This window comes from Sphingobacterium griseoflavum (assembly GCF_014653155.1).
Taxonomy (GTDB): Bacteria; Bacteroidota; Bacteroidia; order Sphingobacteriales; family Sphingobacteriaceae; genus Sphingobacterium; species Sphingobacterium griseoflavum.
The window spans coordinates 104,785-123,292 of sequence record NZ_BNAF01000004.1 but is presented as its reverse complement, the minus strand read 5'-3'; the positions used below and the strand labels follow the sequence as shown (position 1 = coordinate 123,292).

18 protein-coding genes are annotated in these 18,508 nt (G+C 44.2%); 13 read left to right on the top strand and 5 right to left on the bottom strand.

Going from position 1 to position 18,508, the window contains the following annotated elements; genetic code table 11:
• Positions 1 to 82: 82 nt before the first annotated feature.
• On the bottom strand, positions 83 to 322 hold the full coding sequence (locus IE165_RS06360; protein WP_189625768.1) for a hypothetical protein: 240 nt from the start codon (positions 320 to 322) through the stop codon (positions 83 to 85).
• A 309-nt stretch (positions 323 to 631) separates the two neighbouring features.
• Between IE165_RS06360 and IE165_RS06355 the strand changes: the two genes are divergently transcribed.
• Together IE165_RS06355 and IE165_RS06350 are read left to right on the top strand one after the other, a co-directional pair.
• A complete protein-coding gene (locus tag IE165_RS06355; RefSeq protein WP_189625767.1) occupies positions 632 to 1,378 on the top strand; it encodes a nucleotidyltransferase domain-containing protein in 747 nt (248 codons plus the stop codon).
• A gap of 2 nt (positions 1,379 to 1,380) precedes the next feature.
• Positions 1,381 to 2,118 carry a metallophosphoesterase family protein gene (locus IE165_RS06350; RefSeq protein ID WP_189625766.1) on the top strand — a complete coding sequence of 246 codons (738 nt, stop codon included), beginning with the start codon at positions 1,381 to 1,383 and terminating at the stop codon, positions 2,116 to 2,118.
• Between the two features lie 15 nt (positions 2,119 to 2,133).
• On the opposite strand, the gene IE165_RS06345 is transcribed toward IE165_RS06350, so the two are convergent.
• Positions 2,134 to 2,298, bottom strand: a complete 165-nt coding sequence (locus IE165_RS06345) for a hypothetical protein (protein WP_189625765.1) — start codon at positions 2,296 to 2,298, stop codon at positions 2,134 to 2,136.
• A gap of 259 nt (positions 2,299 to 2,557) precedes the next feature.
• Here IE165_RS06345 and IE165_RS06340 point away from each other — a divergent pair, with 259 nt between their 5' ends.
• The 6 genes from IE165_RS06340 to rodA all read left to right on the top strand — a co-directional run bounded on the left by IE165_RS06340 (position 2,558) and on the right by rodA (position 10,095).
• On the top strand, positions 2,558 to 4,219 hold the full coding sequence (locus IE165_RS06340) for a M1 family metallopeptidase (RefSeq protein ID WP_189625764.1): 1,662 nt from the start codon (positions 2,558 to 2,560) through the stop codon (positions 4,217 to 4,219).
• A 150-nt stretch (positions 4,220 to 4,369) separates the two neighbouring features.
• Positions 4,370 to 5,392, top strand: coding sequence for a rod shape-determining protein (locus tag IE165_RS06335; protein ID WP_189625763.1), 1,023 nt, complete (start codon positions 4,370 to 4,372; stop codon positions 5,390 to 5,392).
• A 95-nt stretch (positions 5,393 to 5,487) separates the two neighbouring features.
• Positions 5,488 to 6,324: a rod shape-determining protein MreC gene (mreC, locus tag IE165_RS06330; protein WP_189625762.1), complete on the top strand. Its 837-nt coding sequence runs from the start codon at positions 5,488 to 5,490 to the stop codon at positions 6,322 to 6,324.
• Positions 6,317 to 6,844 (top strand): rod shape-determining protein MreD, encoded by a 528-nt coding sequence (locus IE165_RS06325; RefSeq protein WP_189625761.1) that lies wholly within the window; start codon positions 6,317 to 6,319, stop codon positions 6,842 to 6,844. Before mreC ends, IE165_RS06325 begins: the two co-directional genes overlap by 8 nt.
• Positions 6,845 to 6,869: 25 nt before the next feature.
• Positions 6,870 to 8,831: a penicillin-binding protein 2 gene (mrdA, locus tag IE165_RS06320; protein ID WP_189625760.1), complete on the top strand. Its 1,962-nt coding sequence runs from the start codon at positions 6,870 to 6,872 to the stop codon at positions 8,829 to 8,831.
• Positions 8,824 to 10,095, top strand: coding sequence for a rod shape-determining protein RodA (rodA, locus tag IE165_RS06315; RefSeq protein WP_189625759.1), 1,272 nt, complete (start codon positions 8,824 to 8,826; stop codon positions 10,093 to 10,095). Before mrdA ends, rodA begins: the two co-directional genes overlap by 8 nt.
• 9 nt (positions 10,096 to 10,104) lie before the next feature.
• Here the strand turns inward: rodA and IE165_RS06310 are convergent, their stop codons facing one another.
• From IE165_RS06310 to IE165_RS06300, 3 genes are read right to left on the bottom strand one after another with little or no spacing between them, the layout of a single operon-like run.
• Positions 10,105 to 10,959, bottom strand: coding sequence for a nucleoside phosphorylase (locus IE165_RS06310; RefSeq protein ID WP_189625758.1), 855 nt, complete (start codon positions 10,957 to 10,959; stop codon positions 10,105 to 10,107).
• Positions 10,959 to 11,576 (bottom strand): IMPACT family protein, encoded by a 618-nt coding sequence (locus IE165_RS06305; protein ID WP_189625757.1) that lies wholly within the window; start codon positions 11,574 to 11,576, stop codon positions 10,959 to 10,961. The genes IE165_RS06310 and IE165_RS06305 overlap by 1 nt, the downstream gene beginning before the upstream one ends.
• The gene (locus tag IE165_RS06300) at positions 11,573 to 12,430 is read right to left on the bottom strand and encodes an EamA family transporter (protein ID WP_189625756.1); all 858 of its coding nucleotides are present in this window, start codon (positions 12,428 to 12,430) and stop codon (positions 11,573 to 11,575) included. The genes IE165_RS06305 and IE165_RS06300 overlap by 4 nt, the downstream gene beginning before the upstream one ends.
• 826 nt (positions 12,431 to 13,256) lie before the next feature.
• On the opposite strand from IE165_RS06300, the gene IE165_RS06290 reads away from it, so the two are divergent.
• The 5 genes from IE165_RS06290 to IE165_RS06270 all read left to right on the top strand — a co-directional run bounded on the left by IE165_RS06290 (position 13,257) and on the right by IE165_RS06270 (position 18,481).
• On the top strand, positions 13,257 to 14,081 hold the full coding sequence (locus IE165_RS06290; protein WP_189625754.1) for a prephenate dehydratase: 825 nt from the start codon (positions 13,257 to 13,259) through the stop codon (positions 14,079 to 14,081).
• 31 nt (positions 14,082 to 14,112) lie between these two features.
• Positions 14,113 to 15,219: a chorismate mutase gene (locus IE165_RS06285; protein ID WP_189625753.1), complete on the top strand. Its 1,107-nt coding sequence runs from the start codon at positions 14,113 to 14,115 to the stop codon at positions 15,217 to 15,219.
• Positions 15,219 to 16,472: a 3-phosphoshikimate 1-carboxyvinyltransferase gene (gene aroA, locus IE165_RS06280; RefSeq protein WP_189625752.1), complete on the top strand. Its 1,254-nt coding sequence runs from the start codon at positions 15,219 to 15,221 to the stop codon at positions 16,470 to 16,472. The genes IE165_RS06285 and aroA overlap by 1 nt, the downstream gene beginning before the upstream one ends.
• A 70-nt stretch (positions 16,473 to 16,542) precedes the next feature.
• The gene (gene aroC / locus IE165_RS06275) at positions 16,543 to 17,637 is read left to right on the top strand and encodes a chorismate synthase (protein ID WP_189625751.1); all 1,095 of its coding nucleotides are present in this window, start codon (positions 16,543 to 16,545) and stop codon (positions 17,635 to 17,637) included.
• On the top strand, positions 17,627 to 18,481 hold the full coding sequence (locus IE165_RS06270) for an ROK family protein (protein ID WP_229826386.1): 855 nt from the start codon (positions 17,627 to 17,629) through the stop codon (positions 18,479 to 18,481). Before aroC ends, IE165_RS06270 begins: the two co-directional genes overlap by 11 nt.
• The last annotated feature ends 27 nt before the right edge of the window (positions 18,482 to 18,508 follow it).

The window sequence follows — 18,508 nt, the reverse complement described above, 5'->3', positions numbered from 1 at the left end:
AATGTTTGCTCGAAGCAGACCTCGCCAACCGGATATTTTGATAACCGGTAGGGAAATAGAGCTCCCACAACCTCCTTGAGGATTATGGATTTGTGTTCTTTAATGAATCCGCACGTTCCAACGAATCTTGTTTTAACGTATCCGTCGTTCCATAGAGGGGTTCATCTGTTGAATTGAGGTTGTAGCGGGATTTATCCATTTCGCTGACCGGCCCCGGCATGCTTTCCACTGAATCAGCGGTATCAGTATCCGAATTTCCATTGCCACAGGACCATAGTAGCAGGGGCAAACTGGCAAGTAAAGTGCATGTGAATCTTTTCATGTTGCATATAATTGATAAAACCATAGGACAACGTTCCTGTAGTCCCTTTGCGAAAAGACGTACAATCGGCCAACAAGTTAGCGACAATGGCGAAAACAAGTATTTAAACAGTGCTTATGGGTACTTCCCGCACGCAAAATCCAACCCGCACACCGCGATATGACAAGGCGCAGATATATAGTAGCCCGGATGACAGCTGGTCTTCTCTATACAAAATCCAAAGTTTGATGAACGATTCCGAACACAAATCGTTATTAATTGTACGGTGAAGTGGTTTTAATCCTTTCTAAAGACACCGTCTACACGAGTATGGAAGAATTGGAAAAAGAAGAAGAATTGGCTTCACAAGCCTTTTTTAAAGAAGCCTTAACATTGCTGCACGAAAGCAGGCTTCCGTACATGCTGGGAGGAGCCTTCGCGATGTTCCATTATACTGGCATTTTTAGGCCTACGAAAGATCTGGACATCTTTTGTAAAAGTACGGAATATGTACCGATACTAAAGTTCTTCGCCGAGCAAGGATATCGCGTGGAGAACACCGATGTACGTTGGCTGGCCAAAGTTTACAAGGACGATCATTATATAGACATTATCTTTGATAGCGTAAACCACATATGCACGGTTGATGATTCTTGGTACGAACGTGCTGCACATGGCCATTTTATGGATATCCCTGTGCGTTTCATACCGGCAGAAGAACTTATTTGGTGTAAGCTCTATGTACAGAACAGGGAACGTAACGACAATGCAGATATCAATCACACCTTGCTGAAATATGGCAAGCAGCTAAATTGGGATCATCTGCTGTTTCGTATCGATGCACATTGGCATTTGCTGTTAAGCCAATTGCTAAGTTTTCAATTCGTGTACCCTTCCGAATACGCGGATATCATCCCGCAGAAACTATTCATGAACCTGCTGGAGCGGGCCAAAGAACAGTACGACTTGCCGCCACCGGTAGAAAAGGTGTGTCGAGGACCATTGATCGATCAGACACAATACCAAGTCGATGTAAGAGAATGGAATTATAAATCATATACGATAAAAACCGTTTAAACATGGCAACACGTGAACGAATAAAAATCGCGGCAGTGGGCGACCTGCACGTAAAGATAAACGATAAGGGAAAGTGGAAAAATTGTTTCGAGGAAATATCAAGCTTGGCCGATGTACTGCTTATCTGCGGCGACCTGACCGATACCGGGGATGAGGAAGAAGCTGAAATATTGGCTGAAGAGCTCCATTCATTGCATATCCCGGCCGTTGGCGTATTGGGTAACCACGATTATGAGAAAGGCCGACAAAAACTGATCAGGCAAACACTTTTATCCAGCAATTTCCAACTTTTGGATGGCGAGTCTGTTGTTATCCGAGATACCGGATTTGCCGGTGTGAAGGGCTTTGGCGGTGGCTTTGATCGGTATATGCTGTCTATGTTCGGTGAAGAGGCCATGAAAGCATTTGTACAGGAATCGGTGGACGAATCCATGCGGCTCGACCGATCACTGGCTCGGCTGGAACAAGAATATCCGGATATACCCAAAGTGGCCATTCTGCATTACTCGCCCACGGCAGAAACCGTGCAAGGGGAGCCCGTGGAGATCTTCCCATTTTTAGGATCTTCCTTGCTGGCAGAACCCCTGCTACGGCGGCAAGTATCCGCAGTATTCCATGGACATGCACATGCCGGCCAGCTAACGGGTTCACTCGCAGAAAATTTATCTGTATACAATGTGGCACTCCCGGTTCTCAAAACACATCAGCCCGGACAAGATTTTTTTATGATTGAGGTATAAAGCCACCCATATCCGTTACCAAAAAAAGCCGAATGGTAGGTGGATAATGAAATAGCGAGATTTCCATACCGTCTCCCTATTAGGCTGTTTCTGCGTTCTTCTAATCGGTCTTCGTCCCACATCTCTTCCCGATGCTATGCGTTGACCGCTAAGTTTTTCGTTGATAAATTGATCTTTCATGTGTCAAAAACTTGGTTGCCTTAAATGTAGAACACCTTTTGCCAATTTCACTTGGCCTATGTCAAGAAATAGAGGAAAGGGAGGGTTTCTTTGTTGCGATGCGAAGCATTATGTGGCCGCATTGATCTAACCTTCCACATTTAGTATCAAGATATTGACAGACTGTAGGCAAATATTATCCAAATATCTTTCTGTTCGGTGCCTTTTCGGCCGCCATTTTCTATATTTACCCTGAAAAATCGGATCGACAAGACATCGAATGAAGTATATAATTCAAACACTAGCATTTATCGCGAGTATAGCATGTTGCTCGCCTTCGTATGGACAGCTTATGAAAGCGAAAGAGCTTTTCAGCAAAGCGGATTCGTTACGCGGAACCTTGACTCCTCTGCGGACCTGTTATGACATCCAATACTATCACCTTGATGTCAAAGTAGATATTGAGAATCGATTTATTTCGGGCAGTAACCTCTTTCGCTTTAAGGCGACTACAGATTTCACAAAGCTCCAGTTTGACCTTTTCGAAAATCTTTCCGTAGAAAAAGTCCTTTATCGGGGAGAATCCATACCGTTTGAACGCGCTTACAATGCTGTTTTTGTGACCTTTCCACAAACCATTGAAAAAGGACGGGTTGATTCGTTTGTGGTACATTACTCCGGAAATCCTATTGCTGCTACACGAGCACCATGGGACGGAGGTTTTGATTGGAAAACGGATAGCTATGGTAAGCCTTGGGTGGCGACAGCCTGCCAAGGGCTCGGAGCGAGTGTATGGTGGCCTACCAAAGACCATCAATCCGACGAAGTGGACAGCATGATGGTATCGGTTGCTGTACCCAATGGTTTGATGAATGTTTCAAACGGGAGACTGCAAAAGGTTACCAAGCTAAAAAATGGCTATACACGCTACGACTGGAAAGTAACTAACCCCATCAACAACTACAACATCGCCCTTAACATCGGGGACTATACACACGTTCAGGAACAGTACAGCGGCGAAAAAGGCCCATTAAGCATAGACTACTATGTATTAAAGGAAAACAAGGCAAAAATTCCACACTTGCAACAAAACGCTAAGCAAACGCTCGACGCTTTCGAACATTGGTTTGGTCCATACCCGTTCTACGAAGATGGCTATAAACTTGTAGAAACCGCGCATCTCGGCATGGAGCATCAGAGCGCAGTGGCCTATGGCAACAAATATCAAAACGGTTATCTCGGGCGTGATGCTTCCGGCACCGGCTGGGGCCTAAAATGGGACTTCATCGTCGTACATGAATCGGGACATGAATGGTTCGGCAACAACATCACATCGAACGACTTGGCAGATATGTGGATACATGAGAGCTTCACCAACTACTCGGAAGCACTTTTTATCGATTACCACTACGGCAAAGAAGCAAGCTTGGCCTACGTGCACGGCAATCGACAAGGGATATTGAATGACAAACCCATGCAAGGACCATATGGTGTAAACAAAGAAGGATCTGGTGATATGTATCCCAAAGGTGGGGTGTTATTGAACATGATACGAACGATCGTCGAAGATGATGATAAATGGCGGTCGATTTTGCGTGGCCTGAACGAAAAATTCTATCATAAAACCGTAGACTATGGGGATATTTTGCAGTATTTGAACGAACAGAGCGGGATAGATCTCACGACGGTTTTTGAGCAATACATCCAACGCAAAAGTATCCCTGTCCTGGAGATGCGCAAAACCCCGGATGGCAAACTCGCTTGCCGATGGGTTACGGAGACGCCGCAATTCACCATGCCTGTACATATTGGTCTAAAAGAAGGCGGAAGAAACCGGTATTTAGTGACCGATAAATTTTCCACTTTACCCATCAGTGTAAACGATTTAAAGGATGTTGATGTCGATACTTTCAATTACTATATCGGCACGTTGACACAATAAAAAAGCAAAATTACCGTTATGATGTTTTCGTTATTTTCCGCCATGAAAACATTTATAACATGCGTTACTTTTTCCAAGTCGACAGATAGATAAAACCATTTTTTTTATTTAGGTTTGCATTAAAATTGGAAATAAGACAAGATACATTCAATGGGGTTATTTAACTGGTTTACGCAAGAAGTTGCTATCGATTTGGGAACGGCCAACACCCTGATCATACACAATGATAAAGTAGTAGTGGATGAACCATCTATCGTTGCATTCGATCGCACCACCAACAAAGTGATCGCTATAGGGCGGCAGGCTATGCAGATGGAGGGCAAGACACACGACAATATAAAAACGGTACGACCACTTCGCGACGGTGTAATTGCCGATTTTACGGCTGCCGAACATTTGATTCGTGGAATGGTTAAATTGGTTAACAATGGAAAATCATGGTTTTTCCCTTCCCTGCGCATGGTTGTGTGCATTCCATCCGGCATCACCGAGGTGGAAAAAAGAGCGGTTCGGGATTCTGCTGAAATTGCGGGAGCCAAAGAAGTCTACCTTATCCATGAACCGATGGCAGCAGCAGTAGGAATCGGAATCGATGTAGAAGAACCGGTTGGTAATATGATTATCGATATTGGGGGCGGAACCACAGAAATTGCCGTCATCGCGCTATCGGGTATTGTCTGTGACCAATCTATCCGAGTGGCCGGAGATAACTTCGACTCGGATATCGTGCAATACATCCGCCGTCAGCATAATATCATGATCGGAGAACGCACAGCAGAGAAAATCAAGATCGAAGTTGGTGCAGCGCTTCCTGAATTACAGGAACCACCCGAGGATTTTGCCGTGCAAGGGCGCGATCTCATGACTGGTATTCCCAAACAAATCACTGTTTCGTACACAGAAATTGCTCACTGCTTGGATAAATCTATTTCTAAGATTGAAGAAGCCATCCTGAAAGCCTTGGAGATCACCCCGCCGGAGTTGTCTGCGGACATCTACCAAACAGGAATCTATTTGACCGGCGGTGGTGCGCTGCTTCGCGGCTTGGATAGGCGTATACAGGCGAAAACAAAGCTTCCTGTACATGTGGCCGAAGATCCCCTTCGGGCAGTGGTTAGAGGTACAGGCATTGCTTTGAAAAACATTGGACGATTTAAATTTTTAATGCAGTAACGCATTCTTATAGTTTTTTGACATGCGCGATATAGAAAATAGTTCAACAGCTATTCTATATCGCGTATTTGTTGACAGGTAATTAACGGATATTCATGAAGAACCTTTGGCTATTTCTTGTTCGATACAATGCTATCTTTTGGTTTATCCTGTTTTTCACTTTGTCGATAGCTCTTGTTGTCCAACACAACAGTTACCAACGCACCTCCTTCATCAATTCTTCCAATGTGCTCATCGGATCGTTTTACCAACAGGTTAACTCTTGGAAAAGTTATCTCTCCTTACGCGACGCCAACGACAAATTGGCAACGGAAAATGTACGGCTGAGACAACAGATTCAAAACCTTCTGCAAGCCGACACATCAGCAGACTCGGTATATATTGCGGACTCGATCGAACAAGGGCGATATGCATTTATTGTTGCTAATGTAGCAAACAACAGTGTGCATCAAAAGAGCAACTACTTGACATTGGATAAGGGCGCTGCGGATGGCGTGGAAAAGGGAATGGGCGTGATCACGAGCAATGGTGTGGTTGGGATCGTACTACAGACCTCTGCGCACTTCAGCTCCGTGCAGTCGTTGTTGCACCCAGACACCAAAATTTCGGTAACACTGGACAGCTCAGAGGTATTTGGATCGCTAGTATGGGGAAACAATATTGATCCACGTTTTGGGACAGTACGAGACGTACCAAACCACGTCCAAGTTAGAAAAGGAGAACGAGTGTTCACCTCTGGCTATTCCCTTTTTCCAGCTGGTATCCACGTAGGTGATATCGCTGAAACAGGAATCAAATCTGGGGAAAGCTTTTTGGACTTGAAGATCAGGCTGTCCACCAATTTCAGCAACCTCAATCATGTTTACATCGTTCGGGATTTGCTCGTAGAAGAAAAAGAAACATTAGAAACGACAAGCCAAGACAATGGGTAGAGTTATCATCGTCAATATCGTCCGATTTTTTGTGGTCATCTTACTGCAGGTGGCACTTTTTAAGAATATAGGATACTACAACGTGGCGTCCACATTTCCTTATATTTTCTTTATTCTGCTATTGCCAATAGGTCTTCCGAATATCCTCCTGTTTATCTTGGCATTTCTTACAGGATTAACGGTGGATGCATTTTATGACTCGATCGGTGTTCATGCAGCAGCCTGTGTCGCCCTTGCACTCTTTCGCACATTTTTTCATAAAATAACGCTAGAGGTTGAAATTAAAGATTCGTTCAATACGCCTTCCCTTGGCGAAATGGGTACCAAATGGTTTCTTCCCTACGTTTTCCTCGGAACGTTGATCCACCATCTTACGCTTTTTCTCGTCGAGGTTTTTTCATTCACAAACTTTCTCTACACCTTAGCCAGTATCGTTTTAAGTAGTATCTTTACAGTATGCATGATCTTTTTAATGAGCTTGCTGGTTTACAAGAGAAAATCTCGCATCAATAGTATCTAAACATTAATATAAGGACTTTACGTTCATGAATAGCTTTTTCGCACGTAAATTTGTCATCCAAGGAATATTTATCACCGTGGCAATCGTCATCGTGATACGCTTATTTTATATCCAAATCATCGACGAATCGTATCTACTTTCTGCCAATAACAATGTCCTCCGAAAGGTAGTGGTTTATCCTGCCCGTGGAGTCATATTCGATCGTCATGGCAAAGTGCTGGTGCAAAACGAGCCAGTATACGATTTGATGGTGACACCAAGAGAAGCGAAAGATATTGATACCGCATTGCTTTGTCAACTTATTGACATTGACGTACCTGGTTACAAAACAAGAATGGATAAGGCACGTGATCATTCACCCTATCGCGCATCTATCTTTGAGAAGCAACTTTCTGCCACAACGTATGCCCAGCTTCAAGAACACCTGTATAAATTTCGTGGCTTTTACGTACAAAACAGAACGGTGAGAAGCTACCCTGATAGTATCGCCCCGCAATTGCTAGGCTACATCCAAGAAGTCAACGAGAAGGATATTGAAAGATCTAAAGGGTTTTACAGATCAGGAGATTATATTGGTGGAAGTGGTATTGAACGTTCTTACGAAGATCTTCTGCGCGGACAGCGCGGCATAAGAAATCAGATGGTAGATGCCTTGAACCGTCCGAAGGGAGTTTTTATGGAAGGTAAATATGATACCTTGGCCGTCTCCGGGGAAGGGCTTATTTCGACGATCGATCGCGATATGCAGCTATTGGCCGAGAAGTTAATGAAAGGAAAAATGGGCTCTGTGGTGGCCATTGAACCATCTACCGGTGAAATATTGACCTTTGTTAGCGCTCCCTCATACGATCCGAATATGATGGTGGGCAGACAACGTGGCAATAATTACATGAAATTATTGAACGATGAGACCAAACCCATGTTCATCCGTCCCATCCAAGCACAATACCCACCGGGATCTGTATTTAAAGTCGTTGCTGCGCTGACAGCACAGCAAGCAGGGATGATAAATGAGCAAACGGTGTTCAATTGTCCGGGTGGCTATCGGTATGGTGGCGGCCGTGCCATCATGCGCTGCACGCACGTCCACGGGGCTACGGACCTCGCCAATTCCATCATGGGATCCTGCAATACCTACTATGGATACACCTACGCACGGATGATCGACTCGAGAGGCCTCTCAGGACCAAAGGCCTACGACCTCTGGCGGGAAGGCTTGCTCAAGTTTGGGCTGGGACAGCGTCTAGGTATTGATCTCCCCGGCGAGCGGCCCGGCCTGGTACCTACATCAGACTTCTACACCAAACGTTATGGCAGTGGAAAATGGCGATCCGGATACAATATCTCGCTTTCTATCGGTCAAGGCGAACTGGGCATAACGCCATTGCAAATGGCGAATATTATGGCAATTGTTGCCAACAAAGGCTTTTATTACCGTCCACATCTCGTAAAAGGCATAGGCGAAAAAAAGATTATCAAAAAAGAGTTTACCGAAAAAATCAGTGCCGGCGTCGATGAAAAATATTATGCATCGGTTATCGAAGGCATGAGCCGTGCCGTCAACAGACCGGGAGGAACGGCTTATAGCGTACGCATACCGACCATTGAAATGTGCGGAAAGACCGGCACGGCTCAAAACCCGCATGGAGAAAACCACGCCGTATTTTTTGCTTTCGCGCCTCGGGAAAACCCAAAGATCGCGATTGCAGTATTTGTGGAAAACGCAGGATATGGAGGTACTTGGGCAGGACCGATTGCCAACATGCTTGTCGAAAAATATATAAATGACACCATCTCGCTTCCCAAGTATATCCAGGACCGGATTTACAACGCCAATTTTATCCCCAAACAGGAAAAGAAAACCGAGGTCAAAAAAGATTCAACAAGCAAAAAAGCTGGTGTAAACAGATCTGCGCAAGCCGCTGCAAATGCGCCTAAAAAGGAATACTTTGTCCACCATAGTCAAGTAAGAAGCCGTTATGAATAAGATGGGAGAGAAAAGCTTTTTTGGCCGGATTGACTGGCTAACGATCCTACTTTGGTTCGCCCTTTGCATAATTGGATGGTTCAATATACACGCTGCCGTCTTTGATCCGGAACAGCCGGGTATTTTCAATCTGGCTACAAACTATGGCAAGCAATCGATCTACATCTTTACCGCCTTATTGATCGGTTTTAGTATACTGATTATCGATGCGAAGTTTTTTATCTCCGCTTCTCCGATCATCTATTTTATCGTTATTCTTCTGTTGGTTGCCGTACTGGTCGTTGGCCGTAACGTGGGCGGTAATCAAGCTTGGATCCCTTTGGGAAGCTTCCGGCTCCAACCCTCTGAGTTTGGAAAACTGGCCACCTGCTTGCTGTTGGCCTCCTATTTAAGCACGCAAACCAATAAACATCCGAATCCACGCACATTATCCATTGCATCACTCATTGTCCTTTTTCCAGTAGCGCTTGTGATGTTACAACCAGACACCGGATCTGCGTTAGCTTTTTTCGCTTTAATATTCGTGTTTTACCGAGAAGGTTATGTCGGTAATACCCTGCTTATTTTAGGTGGGCTTGCCATCCTCTTGTTCGTACTGGCACTTCTGGTGAACCAATGGCTGCTCGTCGGGCTGTTGTTTGCTGTGGCATTGGCCTTCGCTTTCATCTTACGGAAGAAAAGAAAACACCTGATCAATATCGGCGTTCTCTTCCTTGCTTCATCCATCTATGTACTTTGTGTGGACTTTGCTTACGAACAGGTACTGCAACCGCATCAGCGAAATCGTATCGACATTATACTAGGCAAGATGGATGATCCACGTGGTCAGGGTTATAATCTCAATCAGTCCAAAATAGCCATCGGGTCTGGTCAGTTGTTCGGAAAAGGATACCTGCAGGGCACGCAGACAAAATACAATTTTGTACCGGAGCAAAGCACGGATTTTATATTTTGCACGGTAGGCGAAGAATGGGGCTTCGTGGGTTGCGTAGTCCTTATCATGATATATATCACGCTCCTAATACGCCTCGTTAATCTGGCAGAGCGACAAAGGACAGCCTTCGCGCGTATCTATGCCTATGGTGTTGCTTCTATCCTATTTTTCCACTTCTTCATCAATATCGGCATGACCATTGGCATCGTACCCGTTATAGGTATACCGTTGCCTTTCATCAGCTACGGGGGATCCTCGCTATGGAGCTTTACCATCCTTTTGTTTATACTCCTTCGGTTTGATTCCAGCCGAAAGGGATTAAATGGATAGGATGCTTAACTACAAACGGTCTAATACATAACGTATAGCATGGTCAATGATTTCCTTCGGATTTTCTGCAAATGCATCGTTTACCCTACTCGCTAAGATGGCATTGACCGACAGGGCATGGTGTCCAAACATATTGGCTAAAGCATAAATTCCTGCGGTTTCCATTTCAAGGTTTGTGATCTGACGACCTTCCAACCGCAATGAACTAGCTCGCTGGATTAAATCAGGATAAACATTTATGGAGCGGACGGATCGCCCTTGGGGGCCGTAGAATCCCGGCGCCGTCATGGTGATCCCGGTAGGAAGATCTCCGGCAATTTGGGTTAATAGCCGTTTGCTTGCACTCCCCACATAGGGAGCAAAAGTCAACGTGTGGAAATGCTTTTGTACCTCTTTTTTTATCTTCTCTTCTTCCGAAGAATAGGGCTTTACGTAATATTGCATCAACGCATCAAAACCAATTCCATACGCACTGGCCAATATAGTGCCCATTTTTATATCGCCCTGAATAGAACCGGACGTACCTATACGGATAATGTCCAGACTGACCAGTTCCGTTTTCAGCGTACGCGTTGCAAAATCAATATTTGCTAAAGCATCAATTTCATTGAACACAATATCGATATTATCGGTTCCGATACCTGTTGATATGACGGAAATACGCTTTCCGCGAAGTAACCCCGTGTGCGTGATAAATTCGCGTTTCCCTTTCTTGACGTCAATGCGATCGAAATAACGGGAAACATCACCAACACGGTCGGGATCGCCTACGAAAATTATCGTCGTTGCTAAATCTCCAGGAAGCAAATTTAGGTGGTATATACTCCCATCGGCGTTGAGAATAAGTTCTGAATCTGGAATCATTACTTTGTCGTTATAAATGAATACGCGATACTTGTTAGTTTCTCCATCCTGTTTACAAATTGGTTGACCTGTAATTTCCGGACTTCTACTTCCATAACGCACCGGTTGTCAAAATCCTGCTTTAAGATAGCCAAATTTTCTTCTTTTACCAAGCGCATGACTTCATTCATCTGCTGATAGTCAAATGAAATGGCGTAGACATCGTTCACGGTGCACGGAATAACCTCCGATTCTTCTAAAGCGAGTTTTGTGGCCGTTTTGTATGCGTTGATCAGCCCCGGCACGCCCAATAATGTTCCGCCAAAATAACGCACTACCACCACCAATATGTTGGTCAGATCTTTCGATAGCAACATATGGAGGATGGGCCGCCCTGCTGTGCCTGAAGGCTCTCCATCATCGTTCAATCTAAAGACCGAACGATCAGGCGTAATCCGGTAGGCCCAACAGTAGTGTCGAGCTTTGGGATGCTGAGTCTTCAGGTTCGCAATAATTACCTTTAACTGGCCTTCGTCTGTGAAAGGATATGCGTACGCAAGGAACTTGCTTCCTTTGTCGCGAAACAACCCCTCGCTCGGAGCCGCTATGGAATAGTAGGTATCGTCGAATAAACTCACAGGTATGCTATAATTAAAACAGAAATAACAGCCAGCACGAGGCCAATCTTGTTGAGCAAGCGTAGCCGCTCCGAAAAAAATACGACACCGACAAATGCGCCCAAAAGAATGACACCGATATTCATTCCAGTGAAAACAATGGATGGACTCTCCGAAAGTGAGCGATGTGCTTTCATGTAGAACAAGATATTGCCAAAGTTAAACAAACCCAGAAGTATACCCCAGTAAATGGACGCCATTTTTAACCGTTTCTTTTTCAACAGCACATCATAGCCCAGCAGCGAAAATGCCACAAACATTGCTAAAACGAAAATTACGAACATCGAAAATGCATAGGATACCAATTGATAAAGTGCTACTTGCTTAAAAAGGATATCGATGATCCCCATACCCACAAAAACCGCGGCCGCGTAGCTCCATTTTCCGGGAGCGACGTTACTCCCGCCCTTTTGCCAGCTAATAGATAGCAGAACCGCTAACAAGCCAACCGAAATACCGACGAGTTTGGGCAGCGCCATCTGTTCCTGAAATAGGAAATAAGCAGCGAGCAATGGAATAAAAAGGGATAGCCGCTGGGCAATCTCTGTTTTGACTATCCCGCTATATTGGATGGCATAAGCTATACAAAGAAAAATAACGGGCAACAAGATAGCTAAGGCCGCGTAAGTGCCCCAAGGAAGGTCAGATATAGCCCCCGAAGGAAGTTCCGGACGCAGAAAAAGCCACGTAAGAAACGCTGCAACCGGATAGTTCCAAACAATAAGGTGAAGGTGCTTGATCCCTCGCTGCTTCGCCAACTTAATTACAACGGACACCGTCACGCTGCAGATAACACTAATCAGTACGTACCACATAATCTATTTTTTCCATAAACCCCAACCCTAAACACGCGCTTCGCATTCCAATGGTACGAAAAGTTCCGCATATTTCACATTAGGTTGCACGGTATAAACCGTTGCATATCCTTTTTTTAACCAATTCGGCATCGATATTGGTCTTTCCCATGCAGACGTAAGCTAGTAATCGGCCATAGCAACGTCGCTTGCCAACATCTAGCAGCAGTCGCACCTCTTTATGAGCCCAGACTCTTGTTTAAAACAGCTTTGCCTCTTCACCGTGAAAACCAATCTCTTTTCGGGCGAATCTTCAATTTTTGGTGCTTCTACACTGACAAGACAAACTTAAAGACCATTTTTAAAGCCATTTAATACAACAAAATATCGCCATCAACGTCCTGTTTTTTTATTTAAAATACAACGATTTTTCCATAAAAAACAACCCAATAAAACCAAAAAAAAATGTAAAGAAAAGACAAAAAAAAACAGCATTAAATTTTAATAAAAAAATAATAAAAAATTCACAATCAGCAATTTAAAAATAATAAAAAATAAGAATTGCAGACTTTTGAATGAAGAAAATTAATCAAAAAAACACATAAAAAAAACCGTAAAAACATATCAAAATATCAACATAAAAATATTTTTTTAAAATAATTTTGCATATTAAAATTTAAGCTCTACATTTGACATACAAAATCGAGACAATGACAGCATATAGGACATATTTTTATTTTGGATACTTTTATTTTAGCAATAAGAGCCGAGATTGATATGCTGCTGCCAAATAAGCAAAAAAAGTCTCGGATAACAATTCGGGACTTTTTTTATACTCCACTAATAAATGAAAACAAAAATTGCAATACAAGGTGTCAAGGCCTCTTTTCATGAAGAAGCTGCTTTTAAATACTTCGGAGAAGAAATCGAGACAATCGAATGTGAATCCTTCAAGAAAACATGCGATATGCTGAAGCAGGGAAAAGCAGATTATGTTGTCATGGCGATCGAAAACTCTATCGCAGGAAGCATCTTGCCCAATTATAATTTGCTTCGCGATTATCGGTTTCACATCATCGGAGAGGTACATCTCAACATTCAGCAAAACCTGATCGTGTATCCGGGCGTCAAGTTGGGCGATGTAAAATTCGTTGAATCACACCCTATAGCTATCCGACAATGCGATGAATTTTTAAGTGATTTCCCTGACTGGACGATAAAAGAAGGAATGGACACGGCAGCCTGTGCAAAAAACATCGCCGACAATCAATTAAAAAACACAGCTGCTATAGCCAGCGCTATGGCAGCAAAGCTATATGGTTTGGAAATATTAGAAAAACGGATAGAAACAAACAAAAAAAATGCGACACGTTTCCTCATTCTTTCCAATGAGGTGGTCGAGCAGAAGAATGCCAACAAGGCTTCCCTTTCTTTCCAGACCGGAAACGCAGTCGGATCCTTAGCCAACGTGTTACAGTGCTTCGCCGAACAACATGTAAATCTAAGCAAGATTCAGTCGATGCCTGTTGTGGGAAAAAGAAATGAATATGATTTTTACGTCGATGTAGAGTGGAAGAAGCAAAGTGACTATGATGCTGCCATACGTAAGGTATTAAAGCATACCGTAAATTTCAACATCATGGGCGAATACATTAAAAACGAAAAAGTATAGTATAATTACGGATAAGAAAACAATAAAGAAAATGAAACATACATTAGACATCGTCCCATTGAAATCTTGGATAGATACAGGCGACAAGCCCTTAATCATTGCTGGCCCTTGTAGCGCAGAAACAGAAGACCAATTGGTATCTACAGCGCATTTACTGGCCAATTCGGGCAAAGTTAATGTGCTTCGTGCTGGCATTTGGAAACCACGCACAAGACCGGGAGAATTTGAAGGCATCGGAAGTGTAGGCTTGACCTGGCTGAAACGTGCCAAAGAAGAAACAGGCTTACTGACGGCGACCGAAGTGGCCACGGCAAAACACGTGGAAGAGGCATTGGCCGCTGGGGTTGATGTTTTATGGATCGGTGCACGCTCTACCGCAAACCCGTTCACGGTGCAGGAAATTGCTGATGCACTGGTTGGAGTGGACATCCCTGTGTTGATCAAAAACCCAGTTAACCCGGACTTATCACTTTGGATTGGCGCACTTGAACGGGTAAACCGCGCGGGGATAAAAAAACTGGGGGCCATCCATCGTGGATTTTCTTCCTTCGAGAAAACGGCTTTCCGTAACGAGCCGATGTGGGATTTGGCGATCCAGTTGAAATCCGCTTGCCCAGACTTGCCGATCATTAACGACCCAAGCCACATCTGTGGCAATCGTGAGCTTATTCCTTATATTGCGCAAAAGGCGATGGATATGGACTTACAGGGATTGATTATCGAGTCGCACATAGACCCTTCTATCGCTTGGACGGATGCAAAACAACAGGTTACCCCTGCTGCGTTAGCGGACTTGTTGGACAACCTATCGGTACGTCATGCTGCGTCCAACAACCCGGCCTTTGAGGATAAGTTGGCCGAATTACGTCAGCAAATCGACAAACTGGATGATGCCATTTTACAACAAATTGGTGATCGTATGAAAATAGCGGAGAAGATCGGTCAGTACAAAAGAGACAACAACGTCACTATACTTCAAGTAAACCGTTGGGACGAGATTGTACAGAAACGTGTACAGCTTGCTAAAGCACTTTCGCTTAGTGAAGACTTTGCAACAAGATATTTAGAGTTGCTTCACAACGAGTCAATTCGCAAACAGAACGAAATTATGAATGCTAACTCTGTAGCGGAGGCATAATGGGTATATCGACGATCAGGCTCTCCCATTCAACAAAAAACACTAAAGGCACGGTTCAGCTTACTGGTTCCAAATCAGAGAGCAACCGTGCTCTTATTATCCAAGCGCTGAGCAAAGGATTGGTTGCTGTAGAAAACCTCTCTGAAGCAGCCGATACGCTGATTATGCAACACGCAATCAAGCAAGCAGCAGAGCCGGAAGCGGATAAACCTGTAACCATCGATATAGGACCTGCGGGCACAGCCATGCGTTTCTTGACGTCGTACCTCAATCTTTTGGAAGGGGAATTTTTGCTGACAGGAACAGAGCGGATGCAGCAACGCCCGATAGGAATATTGGTCGAAGCCTTACAGACGCTGGGGGCAAACATCACCTATAGTGACCGAGAGGGCTATCCCCCATTGATGATTCGTGGAAGACTTGGAGAAACAAAAAACCATATCGCTATTCAGGGAAATATCAGCAGTCAATATATTTCATCTCTATTACTTATTGCGGCATCCCTGAAAAAAGGCCTTGCACTTGAAATTATAGGTGAACTAACCTCCCGACCTTACGTTACGATGACCCTTGATATGCTGCGGGAAGCTGGAATAAACCACACTTGGGATAATAACGTCATCGAAATACTGCCGCAAACGTTTAAGCCTGCAACCATTTTTGTCGAGCCCGACTGGAGCGCTGCCTCTTATTGGTATGCTATCGTTGCTTTATCAACAAACGGCTCCATTCTGCTTCCAGGACTGAAGGCACATAGCTTACAGGGTGACATCGCAATAGTCGATATCATGACGCACTTTGGCGTAGCCAGCTCGTTTCAGCACGACGGCCTGCTGATCACAAAAGTGAATGAGGGTTCCGAAAAAAAATTGTTTGATTTCAAAGCTTGTCCAGACTTGGCACAAACCGTAGTAGCGGTGGCAGCCGCTTTGCGGAGGGATATTTCGATAAAGGGAGTGGAAACCCTGAAAATCAAGGAAACAGATCGGCTAGCGGCGCTCAAAACGGAAATTGAAAAATTTGGTGCCACCATCGTTGCCGAAGGCGAAACCTACCATATCAAAACAAATGGTGTCTACAATGTGGAACATGTAACGTTCGATACGTATGAAGACCATCGCATGGCGATGGCTTTTGCACCCCTCGCGCTCGTGTTCAAAGAAGTGTCTATCAATGAACCACAGGTGGTGGAAAAATCCTATCCCGATTATTGGCTACATTTGGAACAACAAGGCTTTCAAATCCATAAATAATTGCACGAAATCAGCAATAATAGTTTCTTGTTATTGCTGATTTGGTATATTTACCAAATATTAAAAAAATATGGCTGGAAACTCATTTGGCCATCTATTTAAAATTACCACCTTTGGCGAATCACACGGAAAAGCAATAGGTGTTATTATAGATGGATGTCCCCCTAATATCGATATAGACGAAGAATTCATCCAATCTGAGCTGGACAAACGTAAACCTGGACAGTCGAAAATTACCACACAGCGAAAAGAAAGTGACGTAGCACAAATCCTTTCCGGCGTATTTGAAGGTAAGTCGACGGGGACGCCCATTGCTATCCTTATCCCTAACGAAGACCAACGATCCAAAGATTATTCACATATCTCCGATAAGTACAGACCCTCGCACGCGGATTATACCTACCAAAAAAAGTACGGGATACGCGATTTCCGCGGCGGAGGACGCTCGTCTGCCCGGGAGACCGCAGCACGTGTGGCCGCCGGTGCGGTTGCAAAAATGTTTCTAAAAAGCCAAGGAATAGCAATCTTTGCCCATGTCTCGGCTGTCGGAACTCTGGAATCACCAAATCTGGATTTCAGTGATCTCGAAAACCTATTGGATCTTCGCGAAGCCAACATTGCTAGATGTGCAGATCCCGCAACTGCCAATGAGATGATCGCATTGATTGATCGTATAAGGAAGGACGGGGACACTATTGGCGGAAAGATCTCTACCGTTGTGCGCCACGTACCGGTAGGTCTTGGCGAACCTGTATTCGACAAATTACATGCGGATCTTGCAAAAGCTATGATGAGCATCAATGCGGTGCACGGTTTTGAATACGGCTCAGGATTTATCGGGGCGTCAATGCGCGGTTCTGAACATAACGATATCTTTATTAAAGAAGGTGACAGAATCAGCACGCGCACTAATTTTTCCGGGGGCATACAGGGTGGTATCTCAAATGGTATGGATATCACGTTCCGAACAGCATTTAAACCGGTAGCAACTATTATGCGGGATCAAGAAACTATCAATGACGCAGGAGATATCACCAGTATTTCTGGTAAAGGGAGACATGATCCCTGTGTCGTATCCAGAGCAGTAATCATTGTAGAGGCTATGACGGCTATCGTTTTAGCAGACCATTTTTTAAGATTTAAAGCATATAAGGATGAGCAGTAATTTCGTGGTAGCTTCTGATATAGGTGGAACACATATCACGTCTGCTGTCGTCGACATCAGTACATGGCAAATTCTCGAGGAGTCCATCGCTCGATGCCATGTAAATTCAAGGTCTGATGCTAAATCGATTTTCTTTTCTTGGAGCTCCTCAATCTCGCAAGCCATAGCAAGCTGCAACGGCGTTATATCAAAATTGGGAATCGCTATGCCCGGACCCTTTGATTATGAAAACGGCATCTCCTTGATGAAAAACCAGGATAAGTATGACGCACTATATCAAGTTAGTGTAACAAACGGCATTTTGGATAGCTTGAATACCGAGAAGGACATTCGATTCATCAATGACGCTGCAGCATTTCTTCAAGGTGAGATTTTTGCGGGAAATTTGCAGGATAGAAATCGTATTTTAGGCGTTACGCTAGGAACCGGACTCGGATCGGCGGTGTGGAACAGAGGCGATAAAGCCTTTGATGCCAACCTTTGGAACAGCCCCTATCAACACGATATTTTTGAGGAACATCTTGTAACACGCTGGTTTATTAAGCGCTTTCAGGAATTGAGCGGACTGCGAGAAGAGGGCTTCAAAGATATTCGGACGAAACATCAAAACACGGCGTCCTTCGATCTTTTGATGCAAGAGTATAGCACCTCCCTGTACGACTTTCTATATTTTTTTGCCGATAAACACAAGAGCGATACCTTTATCATCGGTGGTAACATCGCGAATGCCTGGGACATCATTGAAAGTTATAACGAAAAAATTTCCCGAGATTTTGAGATCCACACCGGTAAATATGCTGAAAAAGCTGCTATTATCGGTGCAGCCTCGCTGTTTTCCAATTGAAATACCAATGATATCGAATACCCTTCC

Excerpts from the sequence above, each read along its gene's own strand:
- IE165_RS06360 (WP_189625768.1), bottom strand. The coding sequence starts at position 322 with ATGAAAAGATTCACATGCACTTTACTTGCCAGTTTGCCCCTGCTACTA.
- IE165_RS06270 (WP_229826386.1), top strand. The coding sequence starts at position 17,627 with ATGAGCAGTAATTTCGTGGTAGCTTCTGATATAGGTGGAACACATATC.
- IE165_RS06350 (WP_189625766.1), top strand. The coding sequence starts at position 1,381 with ATGGCAACACGTGAACGAATAAAAATCGCGGCAGTGGGCGACCTGCAC.
- IE165_RS06310 (WP_189625758.1), bottom strand. The coding sequence starts at position 10,959 with ATGATTCCAGATTCAGAACTTATTCTCAACGCCGATGGGAGTATATAC.
- IE165_RS06340 (WP_189625764.1), top strand. The coding sequence starts at position 2,558 with ATGAAGTATATAATTCAAACACTAGCATTTATCGCGAGTATAGCATGT.
- rodA (WP_189625759.1), top strand. The coding sequence starts at position 8,824 with ATGAATAAGATGGGAGAGAAAAGCTTTTTTGGCCGGATTGACTGGCTA.
- IE165_RS06285 (WP_189625753.1), top strand. The coding sequence starts at position 14,113 with ATGAAACATACATTAGACATCGTCCCATTGAAATCTTGGATAGATACA.
- IE165_RS06345 (WP_189625765.1), bottom strand. The coding sequence starts at position 2,298 with ATGAAAGATCAATTTATCAACGAAAAACTTAGCGGTCAACGCATAGCA.
- IE165_RS06325 (WP_189625761.1), top strand. The coding sequence starts at position 6,317 with ATGGGTAGAGTTATCATCGTCAATATCGTCCGATTTTTTGTGGTCATC.
- IE165_RS06300 (WP_189625756.1), bottom strand. The coding sequence starts at position 12,430 with ATGTGGTACGTACTGATTAGTGTTATCTGCAGCGTGACGGTGTCCGTT.
- IE165_RS06290 (WP_189625754.1), top strand. The coding sequence starts at position 13,257 with ATGAAAACAAAAATTGCAATACAAGGTGTCAAGGCCTCTTTTCATGAA.
- mrdA (WP_189625760.1), top strand. The coding sequence starts at position 6,870 with ATGAATAGCTTTTTCGCACGTAAATTTGTCATCCAAGGAATATTTATC.
- aroA (WP_189625752.1), top strand. The coding sequence starts at position 15,219 with ATGGGTATATCGACGATCAGGCTCTCCCATTCAACAAAAAACACTAAA.
- IE165_RS06355 (WP_189625767.1), top strand. The coding sequence starts at position 632 with ATGGAAGAATTGGAAAAAGAAGAAGAATTGGCTTCACAAGCCTTTTTT.
- mreC (WP_189625762.1), top strand. The coding sequence starts at position 5,488 with ATGAAGAACCTTTGGCTATTTCTTGTTCGATACAATGCTATCTTTTGG.
- aroC (WP_189625751.1), top strand. The coding sequence starts at position 16,543 with ATGGCTGGAAACTCATTTGGCCATCTATTTAAAATTACCACCTTTGGC.
- IE165_RS06335 (WP_189625763.1), top strand. The coding sequence starts at position 4,370 with ATGGGGTTATTTAACTGGTTTACGCAAGAAGTTGCTATCGATTTGGGA.